At 37.6% G+C, this 19,264-nt stretch carries 12 protein-coding genes; 6 read left to right on the top strand and 6 right to left on the bottom strand.

The annotated features are described in order from the left end of the window. Positions 1-52 precede the first annotated feature (52 nt). Genes B5P37_RS04925 through B5P37_RS04915 form a run of 3 tightly spaced genes read right to left on the bottom strand, consistent with a single transcriptional unit; the run spans position 53 to position 3,298 of the window. Positions 53-802 (bottom strand): response regulator transcription factor, encoded by a 750-nt coding sequence (locus B5P37_RS04925; RefSeq protein ID WP_085237185.1) that lies wholly within the window; start codon positions 800-802, stop codon positions 53-55. Beyond that, entirely contained in the window at positions 795-2,348 is a 1,554-nt protein-coding gene (locus B5P37_RS04920; protein WP_085237184.1) for a sensor histidine kinase, read from the bottom strand. The genes B5P37_RS04925 and B5P37_RS04920 overlap by 8 nt, the downstream gene beginning before the upstream one ends. Continuing rightward, entirely contained in the window at positions 2,345-3,298 is a 954-nt protein-coding gene (locus tag B5P37_RS04915; RefSeq protein WP_085237183.1) for an extracellular solute-binding protein, read from the bottom strand. The genes B5P37_RS04920 and B5P37_RS04915 overlap by 4 nt, the downstream gene beginning before the upstream one ends. Before the next feature lie 580 nt (positions 3,299-3,878). Here B5P37_RS04915 and B5P37_RS04910 point away from each other — a divergent pair. The 3 genes from B5P37_RS04910 (at position 3,879) to B5P37_RS04900 (ending at position 8,984) form a co-directional block, all read left to right on the top strand. Further along, positions 3,879-6,626: a CDP-glycerol glycerophosphotransferase family protein gene (locus B5P37_RS04910; protein WP_085237182.1), complete on the top strand. Its 2,748-nt coding sequence runs from the start codon at positions 3,879-3,881 to the stop codon at positions 6,624-6,626. A gap of 22 nt (positions 6,627-6,648) precedes the next feature. After that, positions 6,649-7,512: a UTP--glucose-1-phosphate uridylyltransferase GalU gene (gene galU / locus B5P37_RS04905; RefSeq protein WP_085238421.1), complete on the top strand. Its 864-nt coding sequence runs from the start codon at positions 6,649-6,651 to the stop codon at positions 7,510-7,512. Positions 7,513-7,676: 164 nt separating this feature from the next. Next, positions 7,677-8,984 carry an anaerobic C4-dicarboxylate transporter family protein gene (locus B5P37_RS04900; RefSeq protein ID WP_085237181.1) on the top strand — a complete coding sequence of 436 codons (1,308 nt, stop codon included), beginning with the start codon at positions 7,677-7,679 and terminating at the stop codon, positions 8,982-8,984. Between the two features lie 431 nt (positions 8,985-9,415). Here B5P37_RS04900 and B5P37_RS04895 read toward each other — a convergent pair whose 3' ends face one another. Further along, complete coding sequence (locus tag B5P37_RS04895; protein WP_085237180.1) at positions 9,416-10,615, bottom strand: YbfB/YjiJ family MFS transporter; 1,200 nt, start codon at positions 10,613-10,615, stop codon at positions 9,416-9,418. 604 nt (positions 10,616-11,219) lie between these two features. Between B5P37_RS04895 and B5P37_RS04890 the strand changes: the two genes are divergently transcribed. Continuing rightward, positions 11,220-14,216 carry a glycoside hydrolase family 2 TIM barrel-domain containing protein gene (locus B5P37_RS04890; protein ID WP_085237179.1) on the top strand — a complete coding sequence of 999 codons (2,997 nt, stop codon included), beginning with the start codon at positions 11,220-11,222 and terminating at the stop codon, positions 14,214-14,216. A gap of 59 nt (positions 14,217-14,275) precedes the next feature. Here the strand turns inward: B5P37_RS04890 and B5P37_RS04885 are convergent, their stop codons facing one another. Then, a complete protein-coding gene (locus tag B5P37_RS04885; protein ID WP_085237178.1) occupies positions 14,276-15,223 on the bottom strand; it encodes a nucleoside hydrolase in 948 nt (315 codons plus the stop codon). A gap of 205 nt (positions 15,224-15,428) precedes the next feature. Between B5P37_RS04885 and B5P37_RS04880 the strand changes: the two genes are divergently transcribed. After that, positions 15,429-16,928, top strand: a complete 1,500-nt coding sequence (locus tag B5P37_RS04880) for a Sau3AI family type II restriction endonuclease (protein WP_169710780.1) — start codon at positions 15,429-15,431, stop codon at positions 16,926-16,928. Positions 16,929-17,031: 103 nt separating this feature from the next. Next, positions 17,032-18,273, top strand: a complete 1,242-nt coding sequence (gene dcm, locus B5P37_RS04875) for a DNA (cytosine-5-)-methyltransferase (RefSeq protein ID WP_085237177.1) — start codon at positions 17,032-17,034, stop codon at positions 18,271-18,273. Between the two features lie 74 nt (positions 18,274-18,347). Here dcm and B5P37_RS04870 read toward each other — a convergent pair whose 3' ends face one another. Further along, positions 18,348-19,196 (bottom strand): alpha/beta hydrolase, encoded by an 849-nt coding sequence (locus B5P37_RS04870; protein ID WP_085237176.1) that lies wholly within the window; start codon positions 19,194-19,196, stop codon positions 18,348-18,350. Positions 19,197-19,264: the final 68 nt, after the last annotated feature.

Genomic DNA, 19,264 nt, shown 5'->3' with positions numbered 1-19,264 from the left:
AAACTTGTAGGATGCATTTTTATAATGGGGAATGGCGCGCTTGATTCGTGTCTCAAAGTGCGCTATGCCTGGATTGCACGTACGTCCGTGGTGCCATTTTCAAATATTTTTTAAAATGATAACTAAAAGCTTTGTAATCTGAAAAACCTACTTTTTCAGCAATTTCGTAATGTTTATCCCCACTCTGAAGTAAAGATAGTGCCTGGTTGACGCGGTAGCGATTGAGATAATCGAGTATCGTGATGCCGACATGGGCTTTAAAGACACGAATTAAGTAGGATTCACTGACGGCGAGATGGGAGGCCAAATCGGTGACATACCACTTTCGATAATAATTTTGATGGATATGTTGAACGACGTAATTGACATAATAATCAGGGTATTCCAGCTTCATTAATGGCTGAAACACGCGGTGCGAATGGATAGGTTGTGCTTGAATACGCACAGGAACAAACTGTTCTAAACGCTGACAAAGCTGGAGGGTGTCAATCGGTTTTAATAAATAATCTAGCACATGATGATGAATCCCTGCTTGCATATATTCAAAATCATCGTAACTGGATAAAATCATTTTTTGACAGGGTATATCGCTTATTGCATCTAACAATTGTACCCCATCCATACGTGGCATTCGAATATCGGTAATGACAAGGTCGGGACGATGTTCACGGATGAGCGATAACGCTTCAACGCCATCTTTAGCCAACAAGACTTCATCAAAATGATATTGATCCCATGGAATCGCTTGTTTCAAGCCTTCTCTAATAATCCGTTCATCATCACAAATGACGACTTTATACATCGTGATTCTCCTCTCTAGGCAATTGATATGCGATCAAAGTTCCTTGTTGATCGGTCGAAAAAATACGCAACCGTGCTCGTGATCCGTATTGGATTTGAACTTTGTGGTTGAGATGATTAAGCCCTAAATGAGCGGTGTCAAACAGATCATCATTCACCGCATGGCGGACGCTTGCAAGCCGTTCAGGTGTCATGCCCCGTCCATTATCATGGACAAAAATACGTAAAGCACGTGGTGTAGCTGTGACCCGTATGGTTATCGTTAAGATTGAAGTTTGGCGCCCATGTTTAATGGCATTTTCAACTAATGGATGTATCATCATTTTACGGATTGGAGCATTCTCGAGCGCTGGATCCATCTCTAGTTTTAATGCGATGCTATCATCAAAGCGTACATTTTGAATCGAGACATACTGTTGAACGTAAGCGAGTTCTTCTTTCAAAGGAACGCGGTCCGTCTTGACCCGTAACGTATAGCGCAACATTTGACTTAGACGTTGAACCACCTGCTGTGCAAGTTGCGGGGACAGTGTGATAAGATACTGTATCGTTTGCATCGTATTGAATAAGAAATGGGGTTGAAATTGACGTTCGATTTCTTTTAATTGAATTTCTCTCAGTTGTTGCTCTGTTTGCTCGATTGAATGAATTAGCGTTTCATTGGATTCGAACAATTCGTATATATACGTGTTAATGGCTTCAAGTTCACTCGGTTGTCCGAGAGGTTGGTACACGCCAAGTTGACGGTGTTGCGCGTCGTTAATCCGGCGAATCATCAATTCGATATCTTTGGTTTGTTTACGTGCCATCGTATGGGCATTGATAAAACCGAAAATCAATAACAGTATAAAGGCAATGCCGATAATCGCCAAAAGTTTTATACCATCTTCTAATGTTTGATGGATATCTTTGAATTGAATCAGTTGATCTCCTTGATCGTTTAGTTTGACGCGTTCAGATAGAAACCCGAACTTGGGGTTTACGAATGTATCATCAACATGAAATTGTGCGGAATTCGAGTATAATATATGATCAAAACGGTCTAATATTAAAGTTGTATGTGCATATTTATCTTGTACTTCATCTAAATGCGGTGTTTGTGCAAAATAAAACGAAATTGTGACGTTTTCGTGCTGAAGTTGAATCTTTTGACGATTCAATAAATAGAATTGATGAACGTTATGACGTTCATAATTATTTGTAATCGGTGTGGTATTATTTTCAACTTCAAAGTAAACCGTGCCAGGTTGTTGATGAACAAGTGTCAGTAGTAACCGTTTGAGTGCGGTGACATCTTGTGGGCGATTCAAATCAAGGTGGCGCAGTGACGATGATTCCTGTTGAAGCGTATGATCAATTTGTATGTTGGTTTGACTAAAATGTTGTTGCGCTTCATTAACATGTTGCTGTATATGGCGATGCTCAATCCAAATATACAAAGTATAGAAACTGACAAAACCAAGCAAAATGACTAAAAAGACGGGTAATATCGTTGAAATGAACAGGGAACGACGTAACTGATGGCGATAAGGTTGATCCGTTTTCATTGTATACGCTCCAAAAATTTTTGATGGTTTTCATGTGGCAATTGCGTTTCAGGTATCAATGGAATATCTTGTAATGGTAAAATACCAGGTTCTTGAATTTCTGTGACATCACGACGAATAGGTTTTACACCGAATTGCTGTGCCAAACGTTGTTGTACGGAATAACTTGTTAAATAATCGACGAGTGCGCGACGCTTGGGATGGGGGTTCTCATTGTTAACAAGCGCAATCCCGTCTACATTAAGTACCGTGCCCTCAACAGGATAGATGACTTTGAGAGGATAGCCTTTTTGCAACCAAGTTCGTGCATCTTGCTCATAGCTCAGGCCTGCGTAATAACGTCCTTTCGCAACTTGAGCAATGACATCTGATGATTTTGATAATTGTACCGCTTGTTTTTGAAATTGATGAACATCCTCTACACGATGATGAAGATGATATAAGCCACGCATATGTTGGTAACCCGTTGTCGTTGTTTTAGGATTAGAGTAGGCGACTTTATGATAAAGCGAAGGTTGCATTAAGTCATGATACCCTTCAATCGGAATCGTGCCTTGTAAATCGGTGTTCACCACAATAACGGTAGGCATCAAAATAAACGGTGTTACATACGGTTGTTTTGATAGGGAAAGACGAAATTGTGTATGTTCGGGTGGCGAATAGGCGACAAAATCTTCAGGATACTCAATCGTCTCACTTAAAACACCCCCTACAAACACATCACCACGTTCTGCTTTCGGTGTCTGATGAATGTTAGACAACAAGACTTGCGTGGAGTCTTCAATGACAGTGACTTTCACATTTTTTTGCTGTTCAAAATCTCTTAAGATGGGTTGAATTAAATGTTGTGGATATGGCGAATATAAAGTTAAACTGTTTTCAGAAGATGCGGTCTCTTGTTGACAGCCACAAAGCAATAAAATCATAAAACACCCAAACCATTTTTTCATTATATTCACCCTCATCTATCCACAGTATTGTACTTATATTACCAATTTTCAATATAATTGTAGAGTGATAAATTTGAAAAAGGATGATTTAAATATTTGATTGTTGATGGAAAGCGTGATGTAATGAGTAGAGATGAATACATTCTTGAATAAGAAAGGAGTAAACACTATGGCTGAAGAACAAAAAGGTAGTATTTCAGGTCGTGTGACAGAAAAAGCAACAGGTCAAATTAAAGGCACTGTCAAAGATACAACACAGAAAAAAGAAAAATAAATTTGTGCAAATGGACAGTGGATAGATAAACCTCTATTCGTAAAAAATTTAAACAAAATCTCAGCAAAAGCTAGTAGATGCGATTTGAACGTATCTACTGGCTTTTTTAATGTTTTGGTGAGAGATTACTCCCAATCTTTTTCCTTAAAAGTGAACGTCAATGAAAGAATTTAGAAGATAAGCTTATTTTATCCTAGACTTTAACTTTGAGTTTAGTATAATCATACATGATTGCACAAAACAAAATTTATAAAAATAGTTACTATTGAAGTATGAGCGCTTATATTTTTTGAAGGGGTAATACATATGAAAAAGATTAACTTTAAGAAAAAAGTCACTAATTTTCGGAACAATGAAGGTAAATTTGCTTACGTGAACCATCGTCGTACACAACCAGTCGATCCAAATATCATTGTATTAGAGGCTGTACATGGAGAGTCATTAGGGGGACATATTTTTTATCTTGTTGATAGTCTTTTGAAACAAAGTCCATTATTAAAAATATATGTTGTAATCAAAGACGGTATGGAAACGCCTGAATTCTTTATCAATCAGTATGGTCATAGAGTGAATTATGTTAAACATTTATCGAAGCATTATTATGAATTATTAGCTATTGCAGGGACTTTAATTAATGACACGACATTTTACCCATTTTTTAATAAAAGACCACAGCAAAAATATTTTATTATTTGGCACGGGACGCCTCTTAAACATATGGGAAAAGACATGCCGAATATGATTGATGTGGCCAATGTACAACGAAACTATTATATGGCAAACCGAATTTATGTAAACAATACGTATACGAAAGATATTTTAGCAAAAACATCACATCTTGAAGGGGTGTATCAAGGTGAAATGGTTGTGGGACCTTCACCACGTAATGATGTATTTTTTCAATCACATCGTAGAGAAGAAGTTCGAAGTTTTTATAAGATAGAGGATAAAAAAGTTTTAGTTTACATGCCTACGTGGAGAGGCAAGGTGGGGCAAGTTAAAAATTCAACACATCTCAAAGAAATGTTTGATTATTTAGAATCACAATTAGATGACGATACGATTATTTATGTAAAACTACATCCATTTGAAAATGTTGAAATTGAGAATAATTATAAAAAAATCAGACCATTTCCGCAGCATTTTGAAAGTTATACTTTTTTAGCAGGTACAGATGGATTGATTACAGATTATTCATCAGTGATGTACGACTATGCGAATTTAAATAAACCCATTATTTTATACACTTACGATTTTGAAGAATATCAAGAAGAACGTGGTATTTATGAGGATATTCAAAGTTATCCGTTCGCCCAAGTGAATACATTACCCGGATTATTGAAAGAAATAACAGTATTGCCTGATTCTGTAAATTATACGGAAATCAATCAACGTTTTAATGCAGTTGATCAAGTGAATGGCGCAGATATTGTAGCTGAACATATGATAAATAATCAACCGAGTGAATGGATTTCAACTGAGCGCTTATACAATGGTAAGGAAACAGTGGCAATCGTTAGTGGCGGATTTTGGAATAACGGTGTCACAACTGCGCTCATTAATACCTTAGAAAATATCGATACGACAAAACGAAATTATATTTGCTTTTTTGAAAAGCATCAAACCAAGCCAGAATACTTTGAAAGACTTAAAAATTTACCGGAAAATGTCCATTTTTATCCTATTGATGGCGAAATCAATGGTAATTTTAAAGATCGACTAATATTAAAACAATTCATGAAAAATGAATATATGAATTTAAAGCAATTTGATAAGCAGTTGAAACGAATATTTCAAGAAGAGTTTAGCCGGATATTTGGAGATGTAAAAATAGATTGGTTTGTCCATTATACAGGATTTGAAAGAAAGTATGCAGGCATGCTCCAATACATTGGACAAAAGACAGCGATATGGGTTCACACAGATATGTTTGCAGAATATAAAGCTAAGAAAAATTATAGTAGAAAAATTATTTTCAAAGCGTATCAAAAGGCAGATAAAGTCGTATTAGTCCATGAAAATCTTCGTGAAAAGCTAGTGAAAAATATAAAAGGTATTGCGAATAAGGTTACGGTGGTCAACAATTTTTTAGGTGAAGCACGTGTTAAACGTTTAGCACAACAAAACTTGTTTGAAACACTAAAGGATGTAAATGTTGAATATTCATATAATGAAAATGTTGAAATTTATACAGCAAACCATCAATTTAAAACTGACGAAGATAAGCTAGCAGATGTGAGTCAACATTATCCAGAGGCGCAGATGTTATATCATCAATATCAAGAGACAAATCTACCGAAAAGTCTTTCTGAAATTGAAAAAGAGCGTGGTAAATTTGTATTAAAACAAGCACGTCATCAAATCATCAAAACCTATGAAGCGTTAATTCTAGAAAAGAAATTAAAAGCACGATTCAATTTCCTTTATGATATGCAAGGAGCGGCGATTGAAAAATTTTACCAAGACCATTTAGATATCGGAGTGGCATCTGTTGAGTTTTACAAACAATTTAGAGTATCCAAAATAAAAATGATGAATGCTTTATTTAATCCTGATGTAAAAGTGTTTATTAATATAGGACGGTATGATTATCAAAAAGGACATGATAAACTAATAGCGGCGTTTGAAAAAGTATATATAGAGAATCCAAATGTTTTTCTAATTATGATCTGTCCGCACGGTCCGCTTCGTGAACAAACGATTAAGTGGGTAAAAAACTCTAGGGCACATGAGAATATAGTCATTTTAGGAGGATTAACGAATCCATATGCATTGCTTAGACACTGTGATGCATTTGTTCTTTCATCTAATTATGAGGGATTAGGTTTAGTGGTCTATGAAGCACTTGCTATAGGAACAGATGCAATTACAGTCAATCTAAAAGAAACGATTGCATATTTGGATGATGATCAGGCAATTATTGTAGATAACAGTGTTGAGGGTCTTGTACAAGGCATGCAACGAAAGTTAGTCGGAGATACGTCCTTGAAGCCATTCGATTTTAAAAAGTTTGATGACCAATCGAATCAAGAATTTGAATCAGTATTGAATTAAATTAAGAGAAGGTGAGATGGAAATGAAAAAAATAAAGAAGGCAGTCATTCCAGCAGCAGGGCTAGGGACACGTTTTTTACCTGCGACAAAGGCGATGCCGAAAGAAATGTTACCGATTTTAGATAAACCGACGATTCAATATATTGTGGAAGAAGCGGTGCGTGCAGGGATTGAAGATATTATTATCGTGACGGGGAAACATAAACGTGCGATTGAAGACCATTTTGATCATCAAATTGAACTTGAAATGAACTTGGCAGAAAAAGGGAAAGAAGTATTGCTAAAGAAAGTGCAACATGCCACGGGTTTGGCGAATATGTTTTACGTGCGTCAAAAGGAGCAAAAAGGGTTAGGTCATGCGATATGGACAGCCAAACAGTTCATTGGCAACGAACCTTTTGCGGTATTACTTGGGGATGACATTGTGGAATCAGAAACACCTGCCATTCAACAATTAATGGCAGAGTATGAACAAACAGGAAAATCAGTCATCGGTGTGCAAGAAGTCCCAGAAGAAGCAGCATCGCGTTATGGGATTGTAGATCCAAAAAGTCAACAAGGTCGTCGTTATGAAGTGACGCAATTTGTTGAGAAACCGGAGCCCGGAACAGCACCTTCTAATTTGGCCATTATGGGACGCTATGTCCTTACACCTGAAATTTTTGATTATCTCGAAAATCAAGAAGAAGGCACAGGTGGGGAAATTCAATTAACAGATGCGATAGAACGATTAAATCATGATCAAAAAGTTTATGCATATCGCTTCGAAGGTGAACGTTTTGATGTTGGAGAAAAAATAGGGTTTGTGAAAACAACGATTCAATATGCTTTACGTGACGAAGAAATGGCTGATGAGATTCGCGCATTTTTAAAAACGTTGATCTAACGCTGACGATGAAAATCAGTCATCTATCATGAAATCACCTTTTTTCTAATTAATATGATGCAATTGTTCCATTTTGGTCAAGAATGGTGACAAGATGCGCTTAAAGTGAGTAGATAATTATGTTAAAATATTCACATAAAAATTAGAAAAGAGGAAGAGAGAAAATGCTTCTTTTTATGATAGAAATTATAATCATGATTCTCGCAATTGTGTTGGGCCTTCGTACTGCGGGGGCGCTCGGTTGCGGGATTTTTGCGCTCGTCGCGCAGTTGGTCATGGTTTTTGGTTTCGGTTTACCCCCAGGTTCGGCCCCTGTAACAGCGGTGTTGATTATATTATCTATTGGTATCGCTGGAGGGACATTACAAGCCACAGGGGGGATTGATTATTTAGTCCATCTGGCTTCAAAAATGATTGAACGCTTTCCGAAGTCGATTATCTTTATTGCCCCTATGATTGTATTTGTGTTTGTCTTTGGGATCGGGACGACAAATATCGCGTTATCTTTAGAGCCTATTATTGCGAAAACGGCTTTAAAAGCGCGCATTTACCCTAAGAAGGCTTTGACAGCATCTGTATTAACTGCAAATATCGCCTTATTATGTAGTCCAGCTGCTTCAGCGACAGCGTATATCATTTCGGAGTTTGCTGGATTCGGGATTACGATGGGACAATACCTTTCTATCGTGTTACCGACGGCGCTGTTGAGCATGTTGATGTTGAGCTGTTTCAATACGTTTATTGGGCGGACAAAAATGGATGCGCAACATGCACAAACCTTATTGCAACAAATGGCGCACCAAACGGATAATGGCGAGAAAGCCTATGGAAAACGTGTCAAGTTGGGCGTTTTGATGTTTGTCGTTGCGGTAGGCTGTATTTTGATGTTTGGCATTTTTCCTTCAATAGGGCCGACATTTCATATCGATGGAAAAACGGTTCAATTACAAATGACAGATCTCGTTCAACTTTTGATGTACATGAGTGCGATGATCAATATACTGCTCACGAAAGTCCAACCGAACCAAATTTTAACGACGCACATTACACAAGCAGCGATAGGCGCTATCTTTGCGGTACTTGGACCGGGATGGTTAGGTGCTACGATTTTCAGTGCACCTGCGAACCGAGCAATGTTGGAATCGGGCACGGGGCAATTGGTTGCACAAGCGCCTTGGCTCATGATGATATTGATTGGTTGCTTGGCGATGATTGTCATTTCCCAATCTGCGACGGCATCGATTGTCGTTCCGATTGTTTTAAGTTTAGGGATTTCACCGATATATTTTATCGCAATCGTGCAAACGTTGAACGTGAACTTTGTGATACCAGCACAACCAACGATTTTATTTGCGGTTGATGTGGATGAAACGCATTCGACACGGATAACGAGCTTTTTACTTCCGGGGTTTTTCTTGATCGCAACGACTGTGGTCATCGGTTTGTTGATGAAGTCGATTTTAGGCGTGTAGTCTATCCGATGCGCGCGCAAAGTTGATGAAAAGAAAACGTGTTTTACAATGTGCAAGGCCGTGTAGTAAAAAGGTCTCAGCCATTTTTAAGATAAGAAAAGCACCTTGATTGTTAGGATTTTTAAATCCAGCGGTCAAGGTGCTTTTTTCGGAATTCAAACCATGTTAGTCTGCTTGTCAGTTTTATGCCTCCTGTATCATTGTTAAATGTTCGAGATTTGGCATAGCGACCGGGAAAAATTAATGTTTGATATCCTCAAGTTTTTACACAAGTTGGAAGATGGTCATCAATCAAGGTTTGTTTGACGTCAAAATGATGTGAATTCAATGAAACGAGTTCATTTATAACGTCATTTTTGTGATGTTAAAACGTGTCTAAATCAATGAAAAGCGTTGTATTAAAGTGTTGATAGATGAGGTTTTAATCATATTTATTGGATGTGTATCGGTTGGGCGTGACGTTTGGCATAAAAACTGCTGAAAATCCCAATCAATAAAATCGTTGCTGCTAAAAACAGCGCTGTGTCGTAGCTACGTGTGTGTTCGATTAACATACCGGAGAAAAAGGGAGCAATCATTTGACCTAAACTATAAATAAAGGTCATCATTGAAACTAAATTTGCACCTTTTGTTTCGAAAGTAATCTGGTGTGACTTAGACATAAAAAGTGTCGTCATTCCTAAAAAGGTCGCGCCAAATATCATTGAACTGAGCGCAATGGCAATGGCATTTGAGGTGAGTACAGGCATCAGTACGGCAATAATTTGTAATGAAAACGAGATAACTACGGAAAGAAATATACCGATACGCTGTGAAACGAACAACCATAATACTGTTGCGGGCATAGCACCGAGTCCGACAAACATCCAACTGAGTGCTGCATATTCAGAAAGTGGTGGTATCATTTTTATGATGGCGACGAGGAAAGTTCCGGTAATAATATAGCCGGCACCTTCACAAAAATAAGATAGTGCAAAAGCGATGTAAAACTTTTTGGTGTAACGTATTTTAGGCTTGGAGACGGGGCATGTGCTTGTCTCGTCAGTCGTGGGCACTGGGTTTTCACGCATTCTAACTGTGACAATCAGCGCTAAAACGAAAGCAAAACTTCCGAGAATCAGCCACGTTTGTCGCCAATGTTCAACATCGGTGTAAAAGAAAATGAATAAACTACTAATAAATAATCCAAGGCCAATCGCGCTATACAATAAACCGGCAATACTTTCTCGACATGCTAAGTGTAAGGCTTCTAGCACGATTGTCGACGCAAGTACAAAGACGACACCGCCAGAGATACCGTTTAATAATCGCAGTAGCGACCAAATGGCGAAATGATGGGTTAAACCAAATAATATGATAGTGGCTACGTTGAGCAGTAAGGAACATTTCATATCGAAAACTTTATTTTTAAGTGTATATAAATTCGGCAGTATTGCACCGATTAAGTAACCTAAATAATTGAATGTTGCTAGCAAACCTACATTTTCATTATCTAATCCCGTATCCAGTTGCATGAATGGTAATATAGGGGTATATGCAAAGCGTCCGAGCGCCAATACAATTAATAAAGCGATCATTCCTAATCCAAGCTGTCGGTAACCATGTGCTTTGAGGTGATGAATATCTCTCAAAGTGATCCCTCCTCAATTGTGAAGATGTTTTTTATTATACGAAATTTTTTTGATTATGAATATATAATTTGTATTTTAAAGTGATTAATTAATAAAATGTTAAGATTTATAACTTTTATTGAATATCATTTACATTCTTATTTATCCCGCGCTTAAGCCCCATACATTGAAATCATTGCCTTTCGATGGCGTTCTATTTAGACGAAAGCAACATAGATTTTGTGCTTTTAGACAACGTAAGCCACGAATACATCACCTGATTGGTGCAGGTATTTCATGCAAGAATGACTGACTGATTTTGTCTCAATGCGCACGTGCATCTTCATAAAATGTAGCTCTATGTTTCCGGAATTTATAAAATCAGGAAACATAATTCCATTAAATATCATCATTCCGCAATTTTCGATGTGAAATAAACGTGATATCGTTATCTTTGTGAAAGCGCTTTTAATTAAATAGTAGAAACGCGTGTTTAATGCCAGAAAAACATAAAAATAAAGCGGCATCGTTACTTTTAAGCGTTTAGAAATGTGCATAACGATGATGCAGCACAGCAATGATTCAATCGCATGATGAAACAATGAAACAATAAGGAGGTCGTCTTATGGAACTGACATTTCATACAGATGTTCATACGCAACATGTCAACTTGCTACCACGTACAGCTTATCACTTGCCTTTTACGAGTTTGGAGGAATATCAGTCGGGGACACAACGCCATGAGATGCAACGTGTGACTTCGTTAAATGGCGCATGGCAATTTCAATATTTTTCGTCGTTGGCACAATTTCAACAACGTGCGGCATTAGGAGGACAGGATACGATTGCGGTGCCTAGTGTATGGAATTTACAAGGCTACGATCAACTACAATACTGCAATGTGCAATTTCCAATTCCGTTTGATCCACCGCATGTTCCGAATGAGAGTGCGTGTGGTTATTATGAAAAGACGTTTACGATTAAAAATTATCAGGCAGATTTAGATTATCATCTGACTTTTGAAGGGGTGAGTGGCGCGCACTACATTTGGGTGAACGATCAATTTGTAGGTTATGCACAAATCTCTCATGCACGCTCACAATTTGATATCACTGCACTTTTAACAGAAGGGGAAAACCGGATTGCTGTACTCGTATTGAAATACTCAGATGCGACTTATTTCGAAGACCAAGATATGTTTCGTCATTCAGGAATTTATCGAGATGTCTACATTTTGGGTCGTGAACGTGAACGCATCAATGATTATCAAATTCATACAAGTCTCCACGCGCACGAAGCTTATATCGATGTTGATATTCAAGATGCGACAGATGCGCTTACGATGACGTTTCAATTGTTTGATCCCGAACAAAATCAAGTGACAGAAGGGACGCTAAGTAAGGAAAAGACACGGATTGCGGTCTCCCAACCGCAATTGTGGAGTGCTGAACACCCTGTACTCTATACACTTGTCATTAAAGCAGGGCGTGAGTATTTGATACAGCGCATCGGAATTCGTGAAGTGACGATTGCGCAACAACAATTATGGATTAATGGTCAGTCGGTCAAATTACGTGGTGTGAATTATCATGATAGTGATCCTAAAACAGGCTACACCGTGTCAGAAGCACGATTAATAGAAGATTTAACATTAATGAAAAAAGCGAATTTTAATGCGATTCGTACCGCACATTATCCGAAAAGTCCGCGCTTTTATGAGTTGACCGATCAATATGGCTTTTACGTGATGAGTGAAGCGGATCTAGAAACACATGGCGTGGTCCTGTTATACGGTGATGAAAACTTAGATGACTTCAATTTGATCATGGATGATCCCCGTTATGAACAAGCTGTCGTTGATCGTATTGATGCATCGATTGTGCCGTTTAAAAATTTCAGTTCGATTATTTCGTGGTCAATGGGGAATGAATCCGGTTATGGTTGTAATATGGAACGAGGTCTCGCACATGCGAAGGCGTTGGATGCATCACGTCCACTCCATTATGAAGGGGCTCATTATGCCGCACCACATCATGATCGTTCAAATTTAGATATGATTTCACGCATGTATCCGTCACCAGAAGAAATTGAAGCGCGTTATTTAACGAAACCGAACTTAGATAAGCCTTTCGTTTTATGTGAATATGCCCATGCGATGGGGAATTCGCCAGGTGGGTTACAGGCGTATCATGACTTGATGGAACGTTATGATAGTTTTATCGGCGGTTTTGTATGGGAATGGTGCGACCATGCTGTACAAGTAGGAATGAAAGACGGACATCCAATGTATCGTTACGGCGGCGATTTTGGTGAGAAAGTACACGATGGTCATTTCTGTGTGGATGGTATTGTCAGTCCACATCGTACGCCACATGCAGGTTATTACGAGTTTCAACAAGTGCATCGTCCACTCGTTTGTGTAGCACATGAAGGCACGCGTTTAACGTTTAAAAACAAATTAGACTTTACGAATATTCATGACTATGTGACGCTCAAAATAACGGTGACAACGAAAATAGGTGAGACAGCCACATTGACAGTGGATGCGCCTCATATTGAACCACATGTGCAATGTGAGTTGGATATTGCGCCATATCTTCATCACGATATGAACGACTTGAGCACATGTACAATTCAATATATTTTAAAGGCAGATCATCCTTTATTGACGCCAGGTGAAGTGTTAGGTCATGACCAAATCATCTTTCAACGTCTCACGAGTACGCATTTTGTACTGGAAACCAATGTCGATGCTTTAAATGTACAAGAGACTGAAAAGACGGTTCAAGTGGTGCGTGGACCTTGGTGTTATATATTCGATAAACGGACAGGTGGCTTACAACAAGTGTCTCATCAACAGACAACATTACTGTCAGAAGGGAGCCAGTTGAACATTTGGCGTGCGCCGACGGACAATGATATTCAAATTCAACAAGGTTGGCGTACAGCGAAATATGATACAGCTTATTCGAAAGTGTATCAAACGAATGTGCAACAACAGGAAGGGCAAGTGACTATCGCATTTGATATGAGTATGGTGGAAGCCTCACGTCCGCGTTTAGTTGAGGGGACAGTGACATGGACGGTTTACGAAGACGGTACAATCCATGTGGCACATCAATTAAAGAAAGACGTGCGCATGCCGAGCTTACCAAGGTTAGGTGTAACGTTCAGCTTGCCAGACCGCTTCCAAGCATTGACGTATTATGGACAAGGCCCATTTGAAAGCTATCAAGATAAGCAAGAAGCGAGTTATTTAGCTGCTTTTCATACGACAGTGCGTGATCAATACGAACATCCCGTCTTCCCTCAAGAGGTCGGTGCGCATATCGACACCACTTATGTAGGGTTAAGTGACGCAAACTATACATGTGCGGTTTGGTCAGACACGCCATTTAGTATGAACGCCAAGCCGTATTCCGATGCGATGTTGACCGAAGCAAATCATGATGACGAATTAGAAGAAACAGGCGTAAGTTACCTGCATATTGATACAGCACAAAGCGGTATCGGCACGAATAGTTGTGGACCGGAATTACCCGAGCAGTACCGTTTATTGCAAGAACATTATCACTTTGACTTTAAACTCAAATTTTACGAACAAACTTCAATAACTGAATAAAAAAGAAGAGGCTTGGACATTTTCAAAACATCCATAGCCTCTTTTTTATTAAATGTGACTTATAAATCCTTACCAACTTTTTTTGCTAAATTCGTAATATATTGGAAAAAGGCATCACGTTCGACATGATTGATCACTTGAATTTCACGTCCATGTGCTTCATCAAGGTATGTGCGACCTTGACTCGGTCCTTTCGTATAAACAGACGCCTTCACTTTTTCCTTTTTAACGAGCTCAGGTTTACCAATATAAGCTGTCGTCAATACATCCCATAAAAAGTAAGTGGAGTTCGTTTGGAAATGAGTCAGTGGTGGAACGGCGGCATAACTTACACCTAAAAAGTCCACACCTGGATAATGGCGTTCATCTGCCCACATTTGACGGACATCTAATGTTAATGGGACTTGGTTCGTACTTTCCAATGCGACCATATCAATCGCGATGTCACTGTTGAACACAGTTTCTACAGCTTCAGGATCCCAAAAGGCATTCCACTCCGCTGTGCCATCATGTTCAGGTTCTTCGACATTACCACGCTCTAAAAATGTACCGCCCATCCACACGAGACGTTCAATCTTTTGCGTAATGTGTGGTGCCACTTCTAACGCTTTCGCTAAGTCCGTTAAAGGTCCTGTAAATAATAACGTTACTGGTTCGTTCGCATTTTCGATACGTTCAATGATATCTTCATAAGCATGAATGTCTCTCAAACGAGATTGTACCGACACACGTTCATTTAAAATCGGTAATGCATCCATGAAAAAGGCATGCATACGCCACTCTTTCGGAAATGGATTCTTTCCACGTTCTTCAGAAGCTGCCACATCTAGTGGATATTTTGAGAAGCGATTAATGATTTTTCGTGATGCACTTTCTGCAGGTTCTACATAACTGTCTGCCCCAATAGCGCTTACGCCGATAAGTTGCACATCATCCATATGTAAAAGTAAAAATAACGAAATTAAATCATCTACACCACCATCATGGTTGAAATAAACTGGTTTCATGTTGTTCTCCTTAAAAATGTATTGAGTATGGGATATGGCGTCAGACACCTTGTCCCTTTTCATCAAATGTACAATGACATGTTTGGATGTGCAAGTGGGAAAGTATCGGAATATAAATAGACTTTATAGCCTGTCTTTAAAAATTGATCTCTATTTTTGATTTTTTATTATGGTAAAATTAATTGAAAAGATGAAGGGCAAGAGGATGGTGTTTGAATTGGAAAGACAATATTTAACAAAAGAGGAAGTACATAACAGAGCAATTGAAGCAAAAGGGATGACACTAGAAGAATTAAGTGTTAAAGGTTATGTTAAAAGTAAGAAAAGTTCGTTTGGAGATGCGTTTGAAAATTGGTTCGGTAAATCACCAGATAATGAAAGTAAGCCAGATATGGAGGAAGCAGGAGTGGAGTTGAAGGCGACTCCATTTAAAAAGGTGAAAAATAATAAATACAGTGCAAAAGAGAGATTAGTATTAAATATGATAAATTATCATGATTTAATAGACGAGAGATTTGATACAAGTCATTTCTTGATGAAAAATGGTACCCTAGAGATTGCATTTTATGAAAACGAACCCAATTTAGATAAAAAGTTTTGGTCGATTAAAGAAGTAATACTTTATCAAATGAGAAATAATAAAAAAGATTTTGAGGTTATAAAAAAAGACTGGGAAAAGATAAAACAATTTGTTGAAGAGGGACGAGCTCATGAATTGAGTGAAAGACATTTTCAGTACTTATCACCTTGTACAAAAGGAAAAAATGGAAAAACGTTACGAACTCAACCTAAATCGGATATTAAAGCCAAGAGTAGGGCGTTTTCACTAAAGGCAGGATTTGTAACAGCGTTATTACGTGATTATGTATTTGGGGATAAAAAAAGTGACTCTATTATTAAAAATCCAATAGAGTTAGAAAAGAAAAATATATACGAATTAATTGAAGAAAAATTTGAGCCATATATCGGTTGGTCACTACAAAAATTGTGTGATTATTTTGAAATCCCTCCCGAAAAACGTGAAAAAAATAAAAGAATTAATAATACAGTTGCGATGGCAATGTTGAATTTGAACGGTAATAATACAATTTCTTCGTCATTTGGTGATATTGAGGAATTTGAAAAGGCATCAATAGCGGTTAAAACAGTACAATTTAATCAAAATAATAAGAATAAAGAAAGTATGTCATTCCCTGCTTTTAAATTTAAAGAGCTTGCTAATGAGGAGTGGGAAAATGAATTGGGTGAAGCTACTGCTACGTGGCATTCATTTTTGTTAGATACTCACTTTTTATTTGTAGTGTTTAAAGAAGAAGAGGATAATGTGATGTTTAAAGGAGTAAAATTCCACTCCATTCCTGAAGAATTAATTGAAACTACTATAAAAAGTATGTGGGAAGATACTAAAAAGAAAATTAGGGATGGCGTTCAATTAACAGCGGTACGACAGAATAACACAAAGGATGGTTGGAAAATAAAAAACAATTTCATCACATTAAAAGATGATAAAATATGTCATGTGAGGCCACATACAAATATGAGAGATTATACAGTAAATGGGAAGTATTCAGATGAATTACCTACAGCCATTCAATGGACAAATAGGCCTAAAGGAGAAAGTTACTCTGATAATTGGATGACTAAGCAATGTTTTTGGTTAAATAATTCGTATATTAATGAGCAAGTAAAAGACTTATTGAAGTAGCTATTATTATGAAACGATCTCTGGAAACAAAATTGATATAAATTGACTACAGAACGATCGTTCGGTATAATGTATGCATTCATTATTAATAAGGAGCTTTAAAATGAGTAAAATGAAAGTAGCAGAGTTATTTGCTGGTGTTGGTGGTTTTCGACTAGGGTTAGAGAATACTAACTCAAAAAAATTTGAGGTTATATGGGCTAATCAATGGGAACCATCTAGAAAAGTTCAGCATGCATTTGACTGCTATGTAACTAGATTTAAGGATGGTGTGCATTCTAATGTTGATATAGCAGAAGTTTCAGATAAAGAAATGGCTGATACTAAAGCAGATATGGTAGTTGGTGGATTTCCTTGTCAAGATTACTCGGTGGCTAGAAGCTTAAGTGGAGAATTGGGGATTCAAGGGAAAAAAGGTGTACTGTTCTGGCAAATTGTTAGATTTATACAAAATACAATTCCCAAGTATATATTACTAGAAAACGTCGACAGATTATTAAAATCGCCTTCTAAGCAAAGAGGAAGAGATTTTGGTGTTATGCTATCTACTTTAAATGAGCTCGGATACGATGTGGAATGGCGTATTATCAATGCAGCAGATTATGGTAATGCCCAAAGAAGGAGAAGAGTGTTTATATTTGGGTATAGACGTACATTGAATTACGCCAATGAAATGTCTAAATATGCGTTAGAAGAAATTGTATTTAAGAGAGGACTGTTTGCGAGTGCATTTCCAGTTGAAAATAAAGCGAGCAAAAGTCGTGTTTCTAACGTTTACCTTAACAGGGATATAGTAGAGACATCTGATAATTTTAGTTTTCAATTTTTCAACTCTGGAATTATGAAAAATGGAGAAGTATTAACTATTGATACAATTCCGATATATGAAAAATTTATTCCTTTAAAGGATATCTTGGAGGAGAAAGTTTCTCCTGATTATGAAATGTCAAAAGAGAAAATTGAAAAGTTTAAATATTTACGTGGACCGAAAAAGATATTAAGAACTTCAAAAACTGGACACGAGTATTATTTTTCAGAAGGTGGTATGTCTGAAACGGATTCACTAGATTTGCCAGCGCGTACAATGTTAACTAGTGAAGGTTCTATTAATAGAAGTACTCATTTTATCAAAGATAAAGAGAAGTATAGGATATTAACACCAGTAGAAGCTGAGCGTCTCAATGGATTTCCTGATAATTGGACTAATGACATGCCAGACCGTATGAGATATTTTGTTATGGGTAACGCTTTAGTAGTCCCTATTGTGACTAGAATTGCAAACGAATTAGAAAAAATTGATGAACTTAATAATAGTGATGATTATTCACAACTAGAGCTGTTTTAATTATAAGCATAGGCAGTGAGAGCATAGCACCAGTTAGAGCACTCACTGCCTTTTGTTCATATACATATAAATATTTAAAATTGATTTTTACGTGCGGTCACTTCTGTAATCCAGCTTGCGACATCTTCAAAAATGACGTTATTGTAATGAGATTCATTGAAAAGTTCATGTTCTAAACCGTCGTATAGGCGTAATGATTTATGTTCTGATGCGATTTCACTATAAAATTGTAAGGCATCTTGGGGATTGACGAGGCCATCTGCTGTGCCGTGCATAATGAGCACATCATCTACAAAGTCATTGGGTTTAGATTTTAATTCAATGACGCCATCAATAATCGCGTAGGTTAAGCCCATCGATACTTCTTTTAATACGAGGTCGTCACGCTGATAATTTTCTACGACATGTGGATCTGAACATAGGCCGTCGCTCATGTCATTTGGAAAGTATGTATCGGCTGGAATTTTACGTTCTCCATACGCTTCTTCAAATAATTGGTTGTTATCACGTGTCACTGCACCTGATGTAATGATACCGTCGACACGACCAGGGAAACGTGTCGCAAACATAGAGACAGCAAAACCGCCCATACTATGACCGATTAAGAATATTTTACCTTCAAAATGGGCTTTCACATAGTCTGTTACGGCTGTTAAATCTTCAATAATTTGGTCTTTATTGTCATAATAAGCTCTCGGTCCTTCAGAACGCCCATGACCGCGTTGATCGTAACGAATGACATTGTAATCATAGTTGACCAAATAATCAGTCAATTCATCGTAACGATCAAGATGTTCAGCTAAACCGTGCACAATAATGACATTGATTGTTTCATCACCAAAAGGGAATAATTCATCGGCGGTATTGATTTTCGTATAAAGCTGCGTGCCGTCTTGCGAAGAAATATATTTGGTATAATTCATTGAAAAACCTCCTTATTTATTTACTTCAGTGTATACTAAAATAATAAAAACGTGAAAGAATATGAAGA

This window comes from Staphylococcus lutrae (assembly GCF_002101335.1).
GTDB lineage: Bacteria > Bacillota > Bacilli > Staphylococcales > Staphylococcaceae > Staphylococcus > Staphylococcus lutrae.
Note: the sequence above shows the minus strand (reverse complement) of the source record. Positions and strands in the feature narration are given on the sequence as shown.

Excerpts from the sequence above, each read along its gene's own strand:
- B5P37_RS04880 (WP_169710780.1), top strand. The coding sequence starts at position 15,429 with ATGGTGTTTGAATTGGAAAGACAATATTTAACAAAAGAGGAAGTACAT.
- B5P37_RS04900 (WP_085237181.1), top strand. The coding sequence starts at position 7,677 with ATGCTTCTTTTTATGATAGAAATTATAATCATGATTCTCGCAATTGTG.
- B5P37_RS04915 (WP_085237183.1), bottom strand. The coding sequence starts at position 3,298 with ATGAAAAAATGGTTTGGGTGTTTTATGATTTTATTGCTTTGTGGCTGT.
- dcm (WP_085237177.1), top strand. The coding sequence starts at position 17,032 with ATGAGTAAAATGAAAGTAGCAGAGTTATTTGCTGGTGTTGGTGGTTTT.
- B5P37_RS04925 (WP_085237185.1), bottom strand. The coding sequence starts at position 802 with ATGTATAAAGTCGTCATTTGTGATGATGAACGGATTATTAGAGAAGGC.
- galU (WP_085238421.1), top strand. The coding sequence starts at position 6,649 with ATGAAAAAAATAAAGAAGGCAGTCATTCCAGCAGCAGGGCTAGGGACA.
- B5P37_RS04920 (WP_085237184.1), bottom strand. The coding sequence starts at position 2,348 with ATGAAAACGGATCAACCTTATCGCCATCAGTTACGTCGTTCCCTGTTC.
- B5P37_RS04910 (WP_085237182.1), top strand. The coding sequence starts at position 3,879 with ATGAAAAAGATTAACTTTAAGAAAAAAGTCACTAATTTTCGGAACAAT.
- B5P37_RS04885 (WP_085237178.1), bottom strand. The coding sequence starts at position 15,223 with ATGAAACCAGTTTATTTCAACCATGATGGTGGTGTAGATGATTTAATT.
- B5P37_RS04870 (WP_085237176.1), bottom strand. The coding sequence starts at position 19,196 with ATGAATTATACCAAATATATTTCTTCGCAAGACGGCACGCAGCTTTAT.
- B5P37_RS04890 (WP_085237179.1), top strand. The coding sequence starts at position 11,220 with ATGGAACTGACATTTCATACAGATGTTCATACGCAACATGTCAACTTG.